The sequence below is a fragment of the Polynucleobacter sp. QLW-P1DATA-2 genome (assembly GCF_001870365.1).
Lineage (GTDB): Bacteria > Pseudomonadota > Gammaproteobacteria > Burkholderiales > Burkholderiaceae > Polynucleobacter.
Window position 1 is genome coordinate 832,502 of sequence record NZ_LZMQ01000003.1, and the last position, 17,063, is coordinate 849,564.

The following is a 17,063-nucleotide window of genomic DNA, read 5'->3' on the forward strand; positions in this document are numbered from 1 at the left end:
ATTAACGTACCATCTAAATCCACTATTAATGGTTGAGTAATTATCAAAATTTATTAGCGCCTATTTAACACTTCAATTAAAAATAATTTGAAGTTTGTAGAAGTATTTATTTATATTTTATATGATTTATGAGGTTTTTTGTCTTTAAAGGCCTGTTCCTCCAGCATAGCGCATTGCTGTGTCCGGCTTTGTCCATCTTCCTCGCTTCATTAGGGTTGGCAGGCTTGCTCCAGAATTAATGAGATCTTGGGCCGCACCTACTCTAGTGGAGTGCCCGCTAATATTTTTAACTTGATCCTTAGGTATTTTTGCTAATATCGCCATTCTTTTATAGATGCGATTTATTTGTCCGGGACTTAAAGATTCAGATTTATGCCTATTATTTTTGATGCCCCTAAATATAAATCCTTCACTAATGTTGGCGCCATCAATCCAATCTTTAAGCGATGCTTGTGCCTTGGCGCTAATTCTAATTACTTTCCCAATTGCTTCTTGATCGGTTTTGCTTCTCCTTAGGCGAATTTGAGTGGGGAAATTTCTATCGTCACTTACTATATCTTCCATTCTTAGTGAGACCAGCTCGGTGCGTCTGCACAACGAAATGTATGCAAGGTGTAATAGCGCCCTATCCCTTAAGCCTCGTAAGTCATTTTTGGTTGTTGAAATCATTTTTTCAAGAACATCTTCGGTTATTCCATATGCTTGTTTGCTGGCTCGCCCAAGAGTGCGGTGCATTCTTCGCATTTCAATAGCAACATCTGGGTGCTGGGTTGGGTCATTGAATTGATTGAGTTTATGAATACTAGAGATGGCTGCTATAGCAATTCGGATGCTTGCAGATTTCAGCCTGCTTTTTGAGAGCAGTGCTATGTAAGTTGCAATATCTTTAGAATTGGCTGGAATAGAGCTCGCTTGTATGCTTTCACAAAACTCAATAAATCGTTCAAAGTTGGCTTTATATGCGCGAATTGTTGAAGGTGAATATGCGCCATCTATCCTCCGCATGGTTTCTGTTAACAGTTCTTTTGCTGTAGTATTCATATCAATATTAACCTCCATAAAAGACACTAATAGTGTCACATAAGAATTTAATAATGTCAATAATTACTTCCGATCAAGTACGTGCTGCAAAAGCCTTTTTGCGATGGTCGGGAGAAGATTTGGCTCAAAAATCGGGTGTTAGCCTCTCCTCTATACGAAGGGTTGAGTCTGCCGAAGGAATTCCAGAGGGGCAAAACCTGAAGACTTTGCTTTCAATTAAGGTGGCGCTTGAGGCAGGCGGTATTGAATTTGTCGGCACCCCAGACGATCGACCAGGCGTTCGCTTAGTTAATGCTGAGAAATAATTATGACTTTGCTGCCTAAATCGCGTCGTTCAGGTGGCCCAAAGACAGATCAAGGAAAACTAACATCTTCCAAAAATGCCCTAAAGACCGGTGTTTACTCAAAGCAAGAAATCCTCCCATTTGAAAGCGAGCAGGATTTTGATGGGCTCAAACAATTATTTATTCAAGATTTCAAGCCAAATGGGGTTACTGAGCTTTCTCTAGTTCATGAGCTCACAGTTCTTGCCTGGAAAAAAACTCCGATTAGAGAAGATCGAAAACAATTTTTTGCATGGCTTGCTTCAGGCAGTAGAGACGCCAGAGGAGTTTTATGCCGCCGGCTTTCCAAGGCGAGATCAAATCGATTGGCTCCTAAGGGATTTATCTATTTTTACTCATGAATTTATTTCTAAACATCGCGAGGAATTGGAATTGGCAAAAAGTATTCGCAAGCCTGAGGTTTTGGCTGAATTTCTGAAAACTGCACAAGAAAAACATTTCGAGTTTTACGAGCGACTTAAAGAGACGATTCGAAATCCCCCAAGAAAAGAGGGTGATGGTGTTCGATATATTGTGATCCATAACGGTTTGCCGGGATATCGCGAGGATGCTGAGAAAGTTACAGTCTCGGCGGTCGATAAAATCTTAAACTCTATTATTGAGCAATCCGAGGCTGTTCTATATATTGCTGAGCATTTAGAAAAGCTGATGCAATTGAAAGATTTGATTCGGGACCGACGTTTAAAAAATTTCATGGAAACATCGGGAGTTGCCAGGCCTTATCAAGAACTATCGCGTTCTTTCTTTAAAGTGTTGGCGGAGTTGCGTAAGCAACAAGAATGGCGTTATCAGAAGGGCTTAATTGAGGTTGCTACTAAAGCCTCAACTTTGCCGGTATCAAAAACGCGTAAAAAGTAACTTTTTACAAAACGGACTAATTCTCAATTGGAGGGGTGGGGAGTGGGGTAAGAACGCTAATACCTCTTATCAGTCCTAATAGATTACGGCACCAAACTCAAAAATAGATACTCAAAGAAGATAATTAAGTGCACAACGCCTTGTAATAGGGTAGTTCTACCGATAGCCAGTGTTAAGGCGCCAATAAAGAATGTTAGATACATCAAAGTCATATTCAGGTCGCTGATACCCAGGCTCAATGGAAGATTGAAGTAAATTGCAATGGCTGCAATAGTGGGGATTGAGAGCCCAATACTAGCAAGTGCAGACCCCAGGGCTAAGTTCAAGCTACTTTGTAAGCGATTGGCTTTGGCTGCCCTGACTGCTGCAAAACCTTCGGGCAAAAGGACCAGCATTGCAATTGCAATACCAACAATCGTTTTGGGTGCTCCAGCAGCCTTAACCCCAGCCTCAATGGCGGGGCTGAGCAATTCTGCTAATCCCACCACCACAATGAGAGAGGCAATTAGTAGCACTACGCTTACAGTAGTTTTGACGTTGCTTGGCTTGGGTGCATGAAAATTAATATCGTTTTTCTTATCCTCCACCTTCGGCAAGTAGTAGTCACGGTGGCTGACTGTTTGGAAGAATAAAAAAGCAGCATAGAGAGCAAAGGAGGCTATGCCTGCAAAGGCAAGCTGGCTTTTAGTGAAGTCTGGGCCTGGGGTGCTGGTAGTCACGATTGGCATTACTAAAATAAATGTAGCGAGCGCTGTCAAAACTGCTAATGCAGAGTTGGTGCCTTCATTGCGAAAGCTCATTTCATGATGGTGCAGGCCGCCAATAAAAATACATAAGCCAATAACACCATTGAGAACGATCATCACTGTTGCAAATACGGCATCGCGTGCGATGAATTCAGAACCCTCGTGCCCAGTTAGCATCATAGAGATAATCAGCGATACTTCAATAATGGTGACGCTAATCGCCAATACTAGGGCGCCATAGGGTTCACCTGTCTTATGAGCAATCACCTCTGCATGATGTACGGCTGAGAGTACCCCGCCAATGAGCAGGACGGCCATTAGGGCTATAAACCAAGTTTGAGAAGCCAGAGAGTGAAGAAGTTCCATGAATTAGCCTTATCGAATTAATTAAAATTCACAATTACAAAATAAGAGTTAAGCTTACAGATAAATCTGGGTTAAAAGTGATTCATCTAGTAAAACCGCTAATAGTTAGAGTTTAAAAGTAATTTATGAAAGCAATCATTCTTTTTGGTCATGGCGCTAGAGATATCCGTTGGCGCGAGCCCTTTGATCGACTTGCTAGTCTATGGCGTGCCCAGCATGCCGACACTCCGGTAGAACTCGCTTTCTTGGAAATGATGCAACCATCACTAGAAGAGGCTGTGACTTCATTGGTTAGTGGAGGCGCCACTCAAATTACTATAGTGCCCATCTTTTTTGGCCAGGGTGGGCATTTACGTAATGACTTTCCTGTATTGCTAGATGCTTGTCGGGAAAAATTTCCGAGGGTTAATTTAAGCGCGACGCCTGCCGTTGGCGAGGACTTGAGTGTCTTGCAAGCTATTGTTGATTTCGGAGCTAGAGCCCTCTAAATTTTCTTTAGAGCCTGTGGCATTACTATTTGTATTTCTTAGAGCTTCACCAACCATAATCAATGCTGGTGAATGACTATCAAACCAATCATTCGCTTTGCCAAGCGCTAATTCACCAAGAGTGCTAGACCACAGGCGCTCACGAGTGGTAGATACTGCCTCCAAAATTTGCACTGGTGTACTAGCAGTTTGATTGGGACTTTGCTCAATGAGTTGCGTTGCAATTTTGGCAGCATCTTTACGCCCCATGTAATAAACCAAGGTATCTGCGTTTGGGTATGTGATGGGTTGTAGGGTTTTATCTTGATTTAAAAGCGAGTGATCGGTGCCTTGAGCTAAGGTAATAAAGGCAACACTTCTGCTGATGCCTCGTAAAGTAAGTGACTGCTGCAAGCTTGCTGCACCAGCTAGGGCTGCAGTAATGCCAGGGACCACCTCAACAATAACGCCTGCCTCCTTGAGGGCGGTGATTTCTTCATCAGCCCTACCAAAGAGCATGGGATCACCACCCTTTAGACGCACGATGATTTTGTACTTTTGAGCGGCATCTACTAAGCGTTTATTAATAAACTGCTGCGCAGAAGAGAGCTTGCCACAGCGTTTACCGACTGCTACTTGCTCTGCCTGAGGACAAAGAGCCATCACCTCAGGATCAACAAGTGCGTCATAGAAAACAATATCAGCTTGTGCCAATAGTTTTGCTCCCCGCACAGTAATCAGATCTGCTGCACCAGGTCCCGCACCGACTAGATACACTTTTCCCAATTCGCCAGAAGCGCTTTGGTTTAAGGTGTTGCTCAGTTCTTTGCTCATGTTTGGATGAATCGTTTTTCTATAATCTTAGTTAGATGCTTAGTTCGCTTAAAGTTGCGCGCTTATCACGCCAGCTATTCTGAGTCGTCACTGAGAACAAATCAAATTGCTTGAGAGCAACATCCGTCTTTTGGTCTGGGCGTAATGCAAAACTATCAAAACCAACGCGGGCACCTTGTAAGAGTTGATCAATCAGCACATCACCAATTGCACGAACTTCACCAGTCCACTGAAAGCGATCACGCAGAAGTGCAGCGGTACTAAAGCTTCTACCATCTCTAAAAATCGGGAAGTATGCTGCTACTAGCGGCCATACCTTTTTGCCTTCTTCAATCAGCTCAGCATGCTTCAAGATATCGTCATCAGCAGCAAACCACACGCCAATATGACCTGCTTTTGTTTTGCTCTGAATGTCGGATTCTTGGTGATGTTGTACCCACCAAGCAAAAGGCACCAAAACATTCTGCTTGCCGTGCTCTAAATCAGGAAGGCCGCCTTCATCCTGGCTACCATTCCAGATAAGCCATTCATTAGGAGCTAAGTTAGGTTTGCCACCTTTAGGAAAATGCAAAATCTGATCATGTGCAGCAATTACAGTGCTATTACTTAGATTAGCTTGGCTCATGAAGCATCTCCCGCAACTTCTGCCTTCTCTTTCTTCTTGGCATTCTTGTAGGCAGCTTCTTTGAATGGGGTCACCCCAATTCTGCGATAGGCATCTATGAAAGACTCATCTTCGCTGCGATGATTTACATAAGTGTTGATCATATTAGTGATGACGTCTGGGATTTCATCTGCGTAAAAAGATGGCCCGATGACTTTACCGATTGCAGCATCGTTCCCTTGTTCGCCCCCAAGGGTAATTTGATACCACTCCTCACCGTCTTTATCGACGCCTAAAACGCCAATATTGCCAACGTGATGGTGCCCACAAGAGTTAATACAGCCCGAAATGTTGAGGGAGATATCACCTAAATCAAATAAGTAATCGAGATCATCAAAGCGCTCCTGAATGGCTTTAGCAATCGGTAGAGACTTGGCATTGGCTAAAGAGCAGAAGTCACCGCCAGGGCAGGCAATGATGTCAGTTAGTAGACCAACGTTCGGTAGAGCCACTTTTTGCTTCTTGGCTTCTTGCCAGAGCTCATACAGTTTGGATTGCTCTACATCAGCCAGGACTAAGTTCTGTTCATGCGTCGCGCGTAGTTCACCAAAACTATATTGATCTGCTAAATCAGCGATTGCCAACATTTGTGCAGTGGTGGCGTCACCAGGTGCTACTGAGCCATGTGGCTTAAGCGACAAAATCACGCTCGCATAACCAGGCACCTGATGCGGTTTCACATTACGCTCTAGCCATCTTGCGAAAGACGCTCTTTCTGCTTCGCTCGCTGTATTGATCACTTGTTGATCGGATAGCTTTGCTAGAGACAGATATGCAGGTTTGGTGAAATGCTTAGCAACACGATCCCACTCTGCCTGGGTAAAGTTGACATCGCTATCTTTATTAAATAGCCATTCACCTTCAACTTGGCGGGCAAATTCTTCTGGGCTTAAGGCTTTCACTAAGATCTTGATGCGAGCCTTGTAAAGATTGTCTCTGCGGCCAAAGCGGTTGTATACGCGCAATAGGGCAGTGAGGTAGCTCGGCAATAGCTGCCATGGCAATCCAGTCTTAATGAGTGAACCTAAGATTGGTGTGCGACCCATGCCGCCACCAGCATAGATGTCAGCAATGAGTTCGCCATTTGTATTTTTCTTCAATTCAATGCCAACATCATGGCAAAGGAGGATCGTGCGGTCTTCTTTAGCGCCATTAATCGCAAACTTAAATTTGCGTGGCAAGTGAGCAAACTCAGGATGCAGTGTTGACCATTGGCGTAACAACTCACATACAGGGCGTGGGTCTACATACTCATCACCAGCAACGCCAGCAAAGGCATCGCTTGTAATATTGCGTATACAGTTTCCTGAAGTTTGAATCGCATGCATTTCTACTTTGGCAAGCTCAGCCAAAATATCGGGTGTATCTTCTAATGTGACCCAGTTGTACTGGATATTTTGACGAGTAGTGAAATGACCATAACCGCGGTCATACTTCTCAGCAATCAAGGCCATCGTGCGCAATTGTTTGGAATTAAATAAGCCATATGGAATTGCAACGCGCAGCATGTATGCATGACGCTGGTGATAGAGGCCATTCTGTAATCGTAGGGGGCGAAACTCTTCTTCAGCAAGGCTGCCATCAAGACGTCTAGCTACCTGGTCTCGAAATTGTGCAACCCGTTGATTTACAAGGGTTTGATCAATGTGGTCGTATTTGTACATAGCCCACGATTGTCAGGGTTATTCAATATTCTTTCAAATACTTAAAAATCCATTCTATATAACCCATAGCTATATAGATGTGAGAAAACCCTAAGCTATTAAAAGTCTGCTTCAATAGGTTCGGAAGAATCAAAACAGAGGGCAACCAAAGCCCCAAAAACCCAAAAAATGGAGACAAGATGAAGAAATTACAGGCTATTGGCCTTGCGCTGACCCTAGGCGCTGGCTTATTGAGCAGCACAACTTTGCTTGCTGCCGATTATTCAAAGGCACCCTTGCCATTGAGTAGCACTCCCGGTAAAGGTTTCAGTCCAGACGGCCTGAAGAAAATCGACACTTTCTTTGCAGATCAGATTGCTAACAATCAATTGCCAGGAGCAGTTTTGGCTGTCGCTAAAAATGGCAAGTTAGTTATTTTCAAGCCCTATGGTTATGCAGATAAGACAATTAACAAGCCAATGACTACGGACGCTATATTTAATTTGGCATCCATGACAAAAGTGATGGCGACTGTTGGCGGCCTTACATTTTATGAAGAGGGCAAGTTGCCGCTCAATGCTCCCATTTCCAATTGGCTCCCCCAATTTAAAGAGATGAAAGTAGGCAAGGTGGATGCGGATGGCAACCTCACAACCGTGCCAGCAAAAAATCCGATAACCGTACAAGATCTCATGCGTCATACCAACGGCTTAACGTATGGTGGTCGTGGTACAACGCCAGTACATAAATTATTCCCAGCAGGCTCTGCTCCAGCGGCAGTGCAATATACATCTTCAGAATTTATTGATAAGTTAGCTAGCAATCCATTGCTATATGAGCCAGGTACCGCCTGGGATTATGGCTTTGGTATTGATGTGCTGGGCATCATTGAAGAAAAAATTTCAGGGAAGTCTTTAGGCGGCGTACTACAAGAGCGCATTTGGAATAAGGTGGGCATGCCCAATACTACTTTTCAGGTGGCAGAAAAAGATCGGGCTCGTTTAGCTCAGCCATTACCAATTGATCCGCTCACTGGCAAGCCCCAGAAAGTAGAGATTCTGAATCAAACAGTAAAGTTTGATTGTGGTGGTTCATGTGCGTTCTCAACTGCGGGTGACTATGTTCGTTTTGGTCAAATGCTGCTCAACGGCGGTAGCTTAGATGGCAAGAGAGTCCTCGGCCCTCAAACTGTGGCATTCATGACCTCGAATCATTTGAATAAAGATATTAAAAACAATGTGGGCGGTACTGAGCCAGGTCGTGTTGGCTATGGCTTTGGCCTAGGCGTAGCAGTACGCATGGAGCGCGGTCTCTCAGCGATTAACGGCAATATTGGAGACTTCACTTGGAATGGCGCCAATGGAACTATTTTCTGGGTAGACCCAAAAGAGCAAATGGTTGTGGTGATGATGGCCGTAGCACCCGGGGAGATTCGTAAAGTGCATCGTGAGGAACTTAATGCAGTGATTTATGGAGCGCTAGAAAAGTAACAAAAATGCATTAAATAAAAACATGCCACTCTAATACAGTGGTTTTTCTGTTCTTTAAAATAAGCGCAGCCACTAAAAATGGTTGCGCTTATTTTTTTACCCAATTCATTTGTTCCTGGAGATCGACATGACATAACTTATTAACAAGCATTTAAGGAATCTGTTATGTCACGCACAGTGAGACGTAAAAATCAAAAGCATGAATATGCATGGGTTTTAAAAGATTGGCATTTATTCATTCATGGGGGTCCAAGTGTTCGTCATGACCAACATTCGCTATTGGGTAAAAAAGTAATCGCACTATTTCATTCTGATAAAGAAGTCACTATGAGGAGTAGCGCACCGCGCTGGTATCGCAAGGTATTTGATCGGCGTCGACGCACCAGAAATGACAGGATGATGAGGCAATGGCTTGTGGATCGGGAATTTGATCCCGTTTTTGAGGCTAGCCATAAGCATGATGCCAACTGGTCATGGTGGTGAGTAGATATTTCATTATCTTTTTTATAAAATGTTTCTTATTATATACAAATAATATAAATTGTATATAATAAGAAACATTATGAGAGAAAAGATTAATCTACCCCAGGCCCATGATGTACCTTTATTGGCTCGTTTAGGTGCCCAAATTACGGCTAGAAGAAAGGTTTTGAAGGTTCGTGCCCAGGTTTGTGCTCAAGTCGCGGGTATTTCAAGGGTGACATTACATCGCATTGAAAAAGGAGAGCCCACAGTAAGCATTGGAGCTTATTTGCAGGTATGCGAAGCATTGGGTTTGCATTTGACTCTATTACCAATGGCTGGCGAAAAGGCAGATATCAATTTGCACGATCCCGAAATGCCCCATATCCGCATTAAAGAATACCCCCAATTAAAGGCTTTATCTTGGCAACTGAAGGATGACGAGTATTTAACGGATGCAGCAGCTATGTCTATTTATGAGAGAAACAAACGCTTTTTAGATTTCAGTCATCTTGAAGAGCGCGAGAGAGCATTGATGCAAAGATTGATAGATACAAGAGGAATGGAGCAAATACTTGTTTAGACGAAAACATCACCAAGCTATTGGAAATATTCTTCAGCAGTTGAATGGCGACCTATTGAGAGAGCATCGTTGTTACTTTGGCGGAGGAACTGCCATAGCGCTGATGAAGGATGAATATCGAGAGTCTGTTGATATCGATTTCCTGATTTCTGATAAAGAGCATTACCGTGAATTACGCAGTTTATTAACGGATACGGCGGGTATTTATTCAATTGCTAAAAAGGGCGCTAAATTGGTTTTAGCTCGGGATATTAAGGCGGATCAGTATGGTATCCGTACAATGATCCAGTCGGGCGATGTAGTTGTCAAATTTGAAATTGTCTTAGAAGGTCGCATCGTATTTGATGGGCCGGGTCCGAGCAATTTCGTTGAAAATATTGCCACGTTAACCAAGCTTGATTTGTTAACAAGTAAATTGCTGGCTAATTCCGATCGTTGGAATGATGCTGCAATTTATAACAGAGATATTATCGACTACGTAATGTTAGCCCCAAGCAAAATTGAATTAAATGCTTCATTAAAAAAAGCCCATCTAGCCTACGGTAACAGTATTCACCGGGATTTACAAAAAGCTAGTAATAAATTATTGGCTCATGATGGGTGGTTGGAGGAGTGTATGAAGATGCTAAAAATTGACATTCCAAAGGCACTTTTATGGCAAAAGCTAAATGATTTAATGCGTGACCACACAACTAATGAAAAGTTATATAGCCTTAAAACTTAATATAGCAAACGATGATGAAGTAAAAAAATTAATGGATCAAAAGTTAAAAAACATCGACCATACCCTAGCGTACTTGAAAGATAAATAAAGTACTACTTTGCTATCTTCTTGTAGAGCCAATGGAATTCTTTAAGACTTTGGAGAAAATGATCTTCAACTATTTGTTTATTAAAATTAGCCCCTGAGATTTTTTGATAAAGCATCTCATCCCGTTTGGTCGGGCTGATATTTGGAGGTCGATTGGGGATCTTTTTCTCTGCCATATTTGCTGGATTGTCTTAGAGATTAAACTCCCGATAGTGCCTATAGAGATTGGCAATCGATGCAAATCCCAAAGTCACAATGAGCACTGCAAACAAGTACTCAGTAGTAAGGTAGTTGAAGACTTTGAGCTGTATAAGAACGGCTGCGGCAATAAAGATGCCAGTAGATCCAAATGCCACTAGTTTGAAGTTGGGTATGAATGCACCCAAGGTAATGGCAATAAACACCAAGTAGAGAGCAGATACCAATTGATCTGCAGTCACAAAAATAGAATTCGTTAATTCAGGGTTTGTGAATTTACCCAAAATAGCAATCGCTAGAATGCTAGCCAGTATGGCAAAGTTCAGCTTTGCATTAGTCAGAATCGCTTTGAATTGATCGTTCATATTGCTTAAGTTAACGCAGCGCCATTACCATTAAAGACTAGGCTCATTCCTAGCCAGAGAAGAATAAAAGCAACTAATACAGTAAAGCCAATTTTCTTAAGAAAGAATTCAAGAGTATCCATATAGGCTTCATCATTGCGACCAAACCATTGGTTAAAACGTTTCCAAACTAGGCGGCCAACTACCAGTGGCAGCAGCATCGCAACAATGCCCAAAATGACAGTAAGGGTGGTGTCCATATAAACCTATTCTTTTCACTTAATTTTGTTCAGCATGAAACGCTGGGAAGTCATACAGAATACAAGGGTTATCTACCAAGATGGATTTTCTTAAAGCCAGGTCTGTAACCCAGTCTCCATAAAGGTCGCATAGATCTGCATCATGAGGCATTTTCTTCTTGACCATCACATGTGGCCAATCACTTCCCCAAATCAGTTGCTTGGGATTTGCCCTAATCACTGCATCATTGAATGGGCGCATATCAGAGTAGGGAAGATCACCATCGCAAATACGATAAGGCCCCGTCATCTTGACCCAAGCCTGCTGATTTTTGAGTAAATCTAATAAACCCTGAAATCCCTCATCATGGGTCCCATGTTTTGCATGGCTATAACCAAAATGTCCAAATACTAAATCTACAGGAAAGTTTTCAAAGACCTTGGCAAGGTTAGGATACTCATTGACATGCATCAGAAGCTCAAGATGCCACCCGAATGGTTTGATACGTTCGGCTAATGATTTGAGATTCTGTATCGGCAATCCAGCAGACTTATCGGCTACATCGACGATATTGCAACGAATGCCGCGCACTCCAGCGGCATGCAATTGCTCTAATTCTTGATCTCGAATATCGTTCACATTATTGGAAACAACTGCAACACCCCGAAATTTCTGGGGGTGTGCTCTCAATGCCGCAAGCATGGCTCGGTTATCGATTCCATAAACGCTTGGCTGAACGAGGACCGCTCTATCAATGCCTAACATGCCCTGTAGAGATTGATAGCTCTCTAATGTGGCGTCTGGCGGAGTGTAGATACGCTCCTTTGCGTACGGGAACTGGGATGCTGGTCCACAAACGTGTGCATGACAGTCAACAGCCCCAGCCGGAAATTCAATCTTGGGTGATCGAATCTCTGGATCTGGTGCTTGGCACAATGGTGCGTGAGTGTGAGAAGTCAAAGCTGAATTGATCGTATTCGTTATTGCGGTTCGATATTGGCATCTTTGGCAATCTTTTGATACTTTGCCATTTCTTCGCGAACAAATTTACTAAATTCTGTTGGACTCATAGGGGTAGCTTTGATTCCTTTGCTGTCATATGCATTCTTGACTTCAGGATCTTGCATTGATTGATTGATATCGGCATTGATCTTTTTCACAACAGCAGCAGGTGTGCCAGTTGGTGCCCAGACGCCAAACCACAATGCGATCTCAAAATTAGAATAGCCTTGTTCAGCAATACTAGGGATATCAGGCACGGCAGCATTGCGGGTTTTGCTGGTTACACCAAGAGCGCGTAACTTACCGCCCTTAAGTTGACCGATTGCAGTATCGAGTGGTGCCATGTAGAAAGCGGTGCGGCCAGACATCGTATCCTGAATCGCTTCAGGAGATCCTTTATACGGTACGTGAATCAATTTCACACCCATCATTTGATTGAAGTATTCGGCAGCCAAGTGAGTGGAGCTACCAACACCTGCAGAGGCAAAGGTAATTTCACCAGGCTTGGATTTGGCTGCAATCACTAAATCACGAATGGTTTGATATGGGCCATCAGCAGCGGTAATCATGACGTAAGGAGTTTGCCCAAGAATGGCGACATCAATCAAACTCTTAAGCGGGTCGTAAGGCAGCTTTTTATAAATTGCTGGGTTGGCTGCATAGGATGCCGATTGCACTAATAAGGTATAGCCATCAGGATCAGAGTTCACCACAACACCTGTCCCAATAAGTCCGCCTGCACCGGGACGGTTCTCAACAATGACGGGTTGTTTCCAGGTTTCGGTAAGGCTTTTAGCTACCACGCGGCCAGCAATATCTGCGCCCGAGCCAGTAGTCAAGGGCACAATCATTTTGACTGTACGGTTAGGGTAGCTTTGGGCGAGCGCCAGGCTGGTTCCAAGTGCGAGGCTCAGAATGAGAATGAGCTTTTTCTGAATAAACGATCTAAACATCTTGTCTCCTATGCTTTTATAAGCGTTTTATAGTTTTGTCTTTATACCTTCTTAGGTATTTCATTGGATAATCTACCATGGTCTCGGCAATATATAAATAGAGATAAACAGAGGCCATCAGATATTAAAAAGGTAGAGACAAATGACTCAATTGCAAGACACCCAAACCGTTAACGTCAATGGCGTTGATATTGCTTATCGATTTGATGGTCCCGAAGATGGACCGGTGCTTTTAGTGGCAAATAGTCTGATGGCGAATGGCAGTATGTGGGATTGGAATATGCCTGCATTTACAGATCGTTATCGCGTACTACGTTACGACAAACGCGGGCATGGAAAGTCTGGTGTTGCGCCTGGCCCATACACCATCGCACAACTGGCTGACGATGCTGCTGGTTTACTAGACGCCTTAAAGATTGAGAAAGCCCATTTTATGGGGCTCTCTATTGGCGGCATGATTGGCCAACAATTAGGCGCTCGTTACCCTGAGCGCATTCTTTCACTATCACTTTGTAATACCGCAAGCGAAATGCCGCCACGCAGCTTGTGGGAAGATCGTTTTCAAACTGCGCGCACTCAAGGTCTTACAGGCTTGGTGGATGGAACTATTAACCGCTGGTTCACTGCTCCATTTATCGAGCGAGCTCCACAAGATATTGAAAAGGTTCGTCAAATGATTTTGGCAACCAATGTCGATGGATATATTGCTTGTGGCAGCGCAGTGCGCGATATGGCGCAAAGCACCATGCTTCTCAAGATTAAAGCGCCTACCCTAGTGTTATCTGGTCGTCATGATCCAGCTTGCACAGTAGATCAAGGCATTGTGCTCAATCGCCTGATTGATGGATCGAGAATGGTTATTATTGAAGATGCAGCCCATTTATCGAATATCGAGCAGCCCGCTAGATTCAATAAAGCGGTGCGAGAGTTTATCGATTCAGTAGATGATCGTCTGTAAGGTTTGTATGAAGGTGTATTTCTAAATAAGCACTAATAACAAAGAGGGGTTTTATATGACCGATTTATCTGTAGATCAAATTAAAGCAATCCGCGCCAATGTATTGGGTGCAGCGGCAAAAGTTCCTGGAGCGCTAATTGGGCTAGGCATTTTGTTCATCATCCTTGGCATGATTGGCGTTGCTGGTCAGGTTCTTTTCTCCTTGGTATCTGTTAACGTGCTTGGCATTTTCTTGTTTGCTGGCGGAGTACTTCAAGGTATACATGCATTCAAATCTGCTGGCTGGAAAAGTGTCAGCGTTCAGCTCATCTTTGCTGTTTTGTATATTGGTGCCGCTATTTATGTTTGGGCCTTCCCAATCCCAGCACTAGAGGCAATCACCTTGTGGCTCGCTGCGATCTTCTTCATCACCGGCTTCTTGCGCTTAATCTCTGCATTTCAGCATCGTCATTTTGCAGAGTGGTTCTGGCTCGCACTATCTGCAGCGATTTCAATCTTGATGGGCGTACTCATCATGAATAACTTCCCATCCTCAAGCCTGTGGCTGCCAGGTCTCTTGATTGCCATTGAATTGCTATTGCAAGGCTGGTCATTATTGTTCTTGGGCTTTGCTGCCAAGTCACTCACGAAGTAATTTACTCATTCAATACAAAGAGCAGCGATCATGGCAATGAAAAAACAGACTTATACAAAAACTTAGCCTTGACCACTGCTCAGCGTATGAAGAACGCGGCTAAGACTCCTAAGCCTGGAGCTGCTGATGCAGTAGCAAAAACCAAAAAAGAGTTAGCAGAGGCAAATCCGATGCTAGCTTCTTTGATGGGCAAGAGTAAGCCCAGATCTAAGTAGTGCATTTTTAATCAATGTATGTGCAAGATATTGGGGTTTAGTCGGCATACCGTTGCCCTCTACTTCATTAGTCACACAGTAGTCAGTTGGGCGCAAATTGCGCCACCTCCAAACTACGATCAAAAGTTAAACGATATGGTGGTGAATGCCACCCGTTCAGGAACACCCTTGGACGAGATGTCACTTAACACCACCATTCTGACAAAAGATGTATTGGAGTCTTCTCCTGACCAAACCATTGATCAGGTCCTCAAGAATGTGCCTGGCGTCTTTTTGAATGATGTCCCTTATTACCAAAAAGACCCGACAGGCCAAAGCATCAACGTGCGCGGCTTAGGTTATGGTCGCACCCTAGTATTGATTGACGGTCTTCCGGCAAACGATGCTTTTTATGGAACGGTGCAGTGGAATCTAGTACCCATGTCTTCGATTGAGTCTGTCGAGTTTGTGCGTGGTGGCGTATCAAGCCTGTATGGGAACTACGGCATGGGCGGCGTGATTAACATTAATACCAAGACGCCTAAAAATAGCTCGCAAGATGTTTCTGCGAGCATTGGATCATTTGGCACGGGTAATATCGCCGCTTCAAAAGATTTAATTGTTTCTGATGCCATGCAGATGCGACTTTCTGCAGATTACTTCTCCAGCGAAGGTTTCCAGAACTACGCCACGATTTCTCCGGGGTCACCTAGCAATATTAAAAACGGTATGGGTACAGATGCGGTTAAGAATTCTAATATCCGTCTGCAAAATTATTTCAAGCCTAGCTCAGACACCAATGCCTTCTTGAGGTTGGGCTACAGCACTATGGCTGATTTAAGTAATAACTATGCCATTGCGCCTAATTTAATTCAGACAGCCGATGTAGCGGGTGGCTCAACCACGAATCTGGATATCGATAAAAAAGTTCAAGTGAATGTTTTTTATCAAAACACCAATTTTTATAAACAGACTGCTAACAACCTCACTACTGCACCCTATAAGCCTTACGTAAATGCTAATTACACAGATCCTTATTCAACGCTAGGCGCTTCCGCGCAGTACACGCATGACCTCAAGGCTGCAGGTATTGATCAATACATTATTGGGGTTGACGCCAGAAATATCTCAGCTTCAAACTTGACCAATAATTTGAGTAGTGCGGGTGCTGTGAACTCCGTTAGTTATGCGCAGGGTCAGCAAAATTTTTATGGCCTCCTCGGCCAAATTAAATCCAATGCTAGCGCCATCCCTCTCGAAACGACATTGGGTGCACGAGTCGATTCATGGAATAGTCAAACGCCAACGTCCTATAACGCAGGCGCCAATGGCGTTAATCCTGTTTACCAAAGCATCCCTAATCAAAGCAAGACTCAGTTAAGCCCATCTTTAGGTCTGGTCTATAAGGTCAATAGCGATTGGAATTTACGAAGCGCTGCCTATCAAGCCTTTCATGCGCCTAGCATGAATAACACTTTGCGCAGTTATGGCAATAATGTCAGTGGCTATTCATTGGCTAACCCTAATCTCACTCCTGAGACGATGACGGGTTATGAGGTGGGTACAGACTATCGATGGAAGAGTGGCTTTGCCCAGCTTACTGCTTTTAATAACTATATTCAGAATGCGATTACCAGCTACAAAATTACAAGTGCCAACTGGGCCCTTGCAAACAGTCTTTGCACTTCTTCGGGGATTTCAGGTTGCGTTCAAAATGCCGGGGGTGGCTACACCAACGTGAGTTACTACACCAACCAACAAAACCTCTTAAGTCGCGGTATTGAATTGCAATATCACCAGGATGTAAATGCGCATTGGGCATTGGATGGGGGCTATAGCTATACCAATACCATCCTGACCTGGAGTGCAACAACTGATCCCATTAATACTCAGGTTGGCGGCGTTCCTAAAAATATGGCTAATGCCGGTGTTAGCTATTTTCCTATTCCAGAGGCGAGCTTGACGACTACGGTTCGTTATGTCGGTAATTCTTGGATGGCAACAGGATCGCTACCAGTGCCTGCATATGCCGTGCTTGGATTAAAGGCAAATTACCAGGTAACCCCTCAAGCCTCCGTATTTGCCTCGGTAGTGAACCTATTTAATCGCCAATATGTCACTTTCAACATAGCTTCACAAGCATCCTCGTATCAGGCTGGTATGCCGCAGGCAATTACCGTGGGCGCAAGAGTCATCTTTTAGTAATTTGGTGCACTGCAGTAGTTGCTGTT

The 17,063-nt window shown here is 43.7% G+C and carries 20 protein-coding genes; 11 read left to right on the plus strand and 9 right to left on the minus strand.

Annotated elements, in window-relative coordinates; genetic code table 11:
• Positions 1-144: 144 nt before the first annotated feature.
• Positions 145-1,101, minus strand: coding sequence for a site-specific integrase (locus tag A9236_RS06890; RefSeq protein ID WP_143070594.1), 957 nt, complete (start codon positions 1,099-1,101; stop codon positions 145-147).
• Between A9236_RS06890 and A9236_RS06895 the strand changes: the two genes are divergently transcribed.
• Entirely contained in the window at positions 1,095-1,346 is a 252-nt protein-coding gene (locus A9236_RS06895; RefSeq protein ID WP_071467828.1) for a helix-turn-helix domain-containing protein, read from the plus strand. The two genes, A9236_RS06890 and A9236_RS06895, sit on opposite strands and share 7 nt — an antisense overlap.
• 207 nt (positions 1,347-1,553) lie before the next feature.
• Entirely contained in the window at positions 1,554-2,243 is a 690-nt protein-coding gene (locus tag A9236_RS06900; protein ID WP_071467829.1) for a hypothetical protein, read from the plus strand.
• Positions 2,244-2,326: 83 nt separating this feature from the next.
• Here A9236_RS06900 and A9236_RS06905 read toward each other — a convergent pair whose 3' ends face one another.
• Positions 2,327-3,355, minus strand: a complete 1,029-nt coding sequence (locus A9236_RS06905) for a calcium:proton antiporter (RefSeq protein WP_071464669.1) — start codon at positions 3,353-3,355, stop codon at positions 2,327-2,329.
• Between the two features lie 125 nt (positions 3,356-3,480).
• Here A9236_RS06905 and A9236_RS06910 point away from each other — a divergent pair, with 125 nt between their 5' ends.
• Positions 3,481-3,843: a sirohydrochlorin chelatase gene (locus tag A9236_RS06910; RefSeq protein ID WP_071464670.1), complete on the plus strand. Its 363-nt coding sequence runs from the start codon at positions 3,481-3,483 to the stop codon at positions 3,841-3,843.
• On the opposite strand, the gene cobA is transcribed toward A9236_RS06910, so the two are convergent.
• The 3 genes from cobA to A9236_RS06925 all read right to left on the minus strand — a co-directional run bounded on the left by cobA (position 3,766) and on the right by A9236_RS06925 (position 6,984).
• Complete coding sequence (cobA, locus tag A9236_RS06915) at positions 3,766-4,608, minus strand: uroporphyrinogen-III C-methyltransferase (protein WP_071465111.1); 843 nt, start codon at positions 4,606-4,608, stop codon at positions 3,766-3,768. The two genes, A9236_RS06910 and cobA, sit on opposite strands and share 78 nt — an antisense overlap.
• A 79-nt stretch (positions 4,609-4,687) precedes the next feature.
• Positions 4,688-5,281 (minus strand): DUF934 domain-containing protein, encoded by a 594-nt coding sequence (locus tag A9236_RS06920; RefSeq protein WP_083393431.1) that lies wholly within the window; start codon positions 5,279-5,281, stop codon positions 4,688-4,690.
• Positions 5,278-6,984 (minus strand): nitrite/sulfite reductase, encoded by a 1,707-nt coding sequence (locus A9236_RS06925; RefSeq protein WP_071464671.1) that lies wholly within the window; start codon positions 6,982-6,984, stop codon positions 5,278-5,280. Before A9236_RS06925 ends, A9236_RS06920 begins: the two co-directional genes overlap by 4 nt.
• Before the next feature lie 179 nt (positions 6,985-7,163).
• Between A9236_RS06925 and A9236_RS06930 the strand changes: the two genes are divergently transcribed.
• The 4 genes from A9236_RS06930 to A9236_RS06945 all read left to right on the plus strand — a co-directional run bounded on the left by A9236_RS06930 (position 7,164) and on the right by A9236_RS06945 (position 10,222).
• A complete protein-coding gene (locus A9236_RS06930) occupies positions 7,164-8,453 on the plus strand; it encodes a serine hydrolase (RefSeq protein WP_071464672.1) in 1,290 nt (429 codons plus the stop codon).
• Positions 8,454-8,618: 165 nt separating this feature from the next.
• The gene (locus tag A9236_RS06935; RefSeq protein WP_071464673.1) at positions 8,619-8,936 is read left to right on the plus strand and encodes a hypothetical protein; all 318 of its coding nucleotides are present in this window, start codon (positions 8,619-8,621) and stop codon (positions 8,934-8,936) included.
• Between the two features lie 79 nt (positions 8,937-9,015).
• Entirely contained in the window at positions 9,016-9,498 is a 483-nt protein-coding gene (locus A9236_RS10870) for a helix-turn-helix domain-containing protein (protein ID WP_083393432.1), read from the plus strand.
• Positions 9,491-10,222, plus strand: coding sequence for a nucleotidyl transferase AbiEii/AbiGii toxin family protein (locus tag A9236_RS06945; protein ID WP_071464674.1), 732 nt, complete (start codon positions 9,491-9,493; stop codon positions 10,220-10,222). Before A9236_RS10870 ends, A9236_RS06945 begins: the two co-directional genes overlap by 8 nt.
• A 278-nt stretch (positions 10,223-10,500) precedes the next feature.
• On the opposite strand, the gene A9236_RS06950 is transcribed toward A9236_RS06945, so the two are convergent.
• The 4 genes from A9236_RS06950 to A9236_RS06965 are packed head-to-tail and all read right to left on the minus strand — an operon-like array spanning position 10,501 to position 13,046.
• Complete coding sequence (locus A9236_RS06950; protein WP_071464675.1) at positions 10,501-10,872, minus strand: hypothetical protein; 372 nt, start codon at positions 10,870-10,872, stop codon at positions 10,501-10,503.
• Between the two features lie 5 nt (positions 10,873-10,877).
• Positions 10,878-11,111 (minus strand): hypothetical protein, encoded by a 234-nt coding sequence (locus A9236_RS06955; RefSeq protein WP_071464676.1) that lies wholly within the window; start codon positions 11,109-11,111, stop codon positions 10,878-10,880.
• Positions 11,112-11,130: 19 nt separating this feature from the next.
• Positions 11,131-12,051 carry an amidohydrolase gene (locus A9236_RS06960; protein WP_161485611.1) on the minus strand — a complete coding sequence of 307 codons (921 nt, stop codon included), beginning with the start codon at positions 12,049-12,051 and terminating at the stop codon, positions 11,131-11,133.
• A gap of 20 nt (positions 12,052-12,071) precedes the next feature.
• Positions 12,072-13,046, minus strand: a complete 975-nt coding sequence (locus tag A9236_RS06965) for a tripartite tricarboxylate transporter substrate binding protein (protein ID WP_071464678.1) — start codon at positions 13,044-13,046, stop codon at positions 12,072-12,074.
• Positions 13,047-13,188: 142 nt separating this feature from the next.
• On the opposite strand from A9236_RS06965, the gene pcaD reads away from it, so the two are divergent.
• The 4 genes from pcaD (at position 13,189) to A9236_RS06980 (ending at position 17,034) form a co-directional block, all read left to right on the plus strand.
• Positions 13,189-14,004: a 3-oxoadipate enol-lactonase gene (pcaD, locus tag A9236_RS06970; protein WP_071464679.1), complete on the plus strand. Its 816-nt coding sequence runs from the start codon at positions 13,189-13,191 to the stop codon at positions 14,002-14,004.
• Positions 14,005-14,059: 55 nt separating this feature from the next.
• On the plus strand, positions 14,060-14,638 hold the full coding sequence (locus A9236_RS06975; RefSeq protein ID WP_071464680.1) for an HdeD family acid-resistance protein: 579 nt from the start codon (positions 14,060-14,062) through the stop codon (positions 14,636-14,638).
• A gap of 68 nt (positions 14,639-14,706) precedes the next feature.
• Positions 14,707-14,853: a hypothetical protein gene (locus A9236_RS11080; RefSeq protein WP_161485612.1), complete on the plus strand. Its 147-nt coding sequence runs from the start codon at positions 14,707-14,709 to the stop codon at positions 14,851-14,853.
• Positions 14,854-14,871: 18 nt separating this feature from the next.
• A complete protein-coding gene (locus A9236_RS06980; protein ID WP_071464682.1) occupies positions 14,872-17,034 on the plus strand; it encodes a TonB-dependent receptor in 2,163 nt (720 codons plus the stop codon).
• The last annotated feature ends 29 nt before the right edge of the window (positions 17,035-17,063 follow it).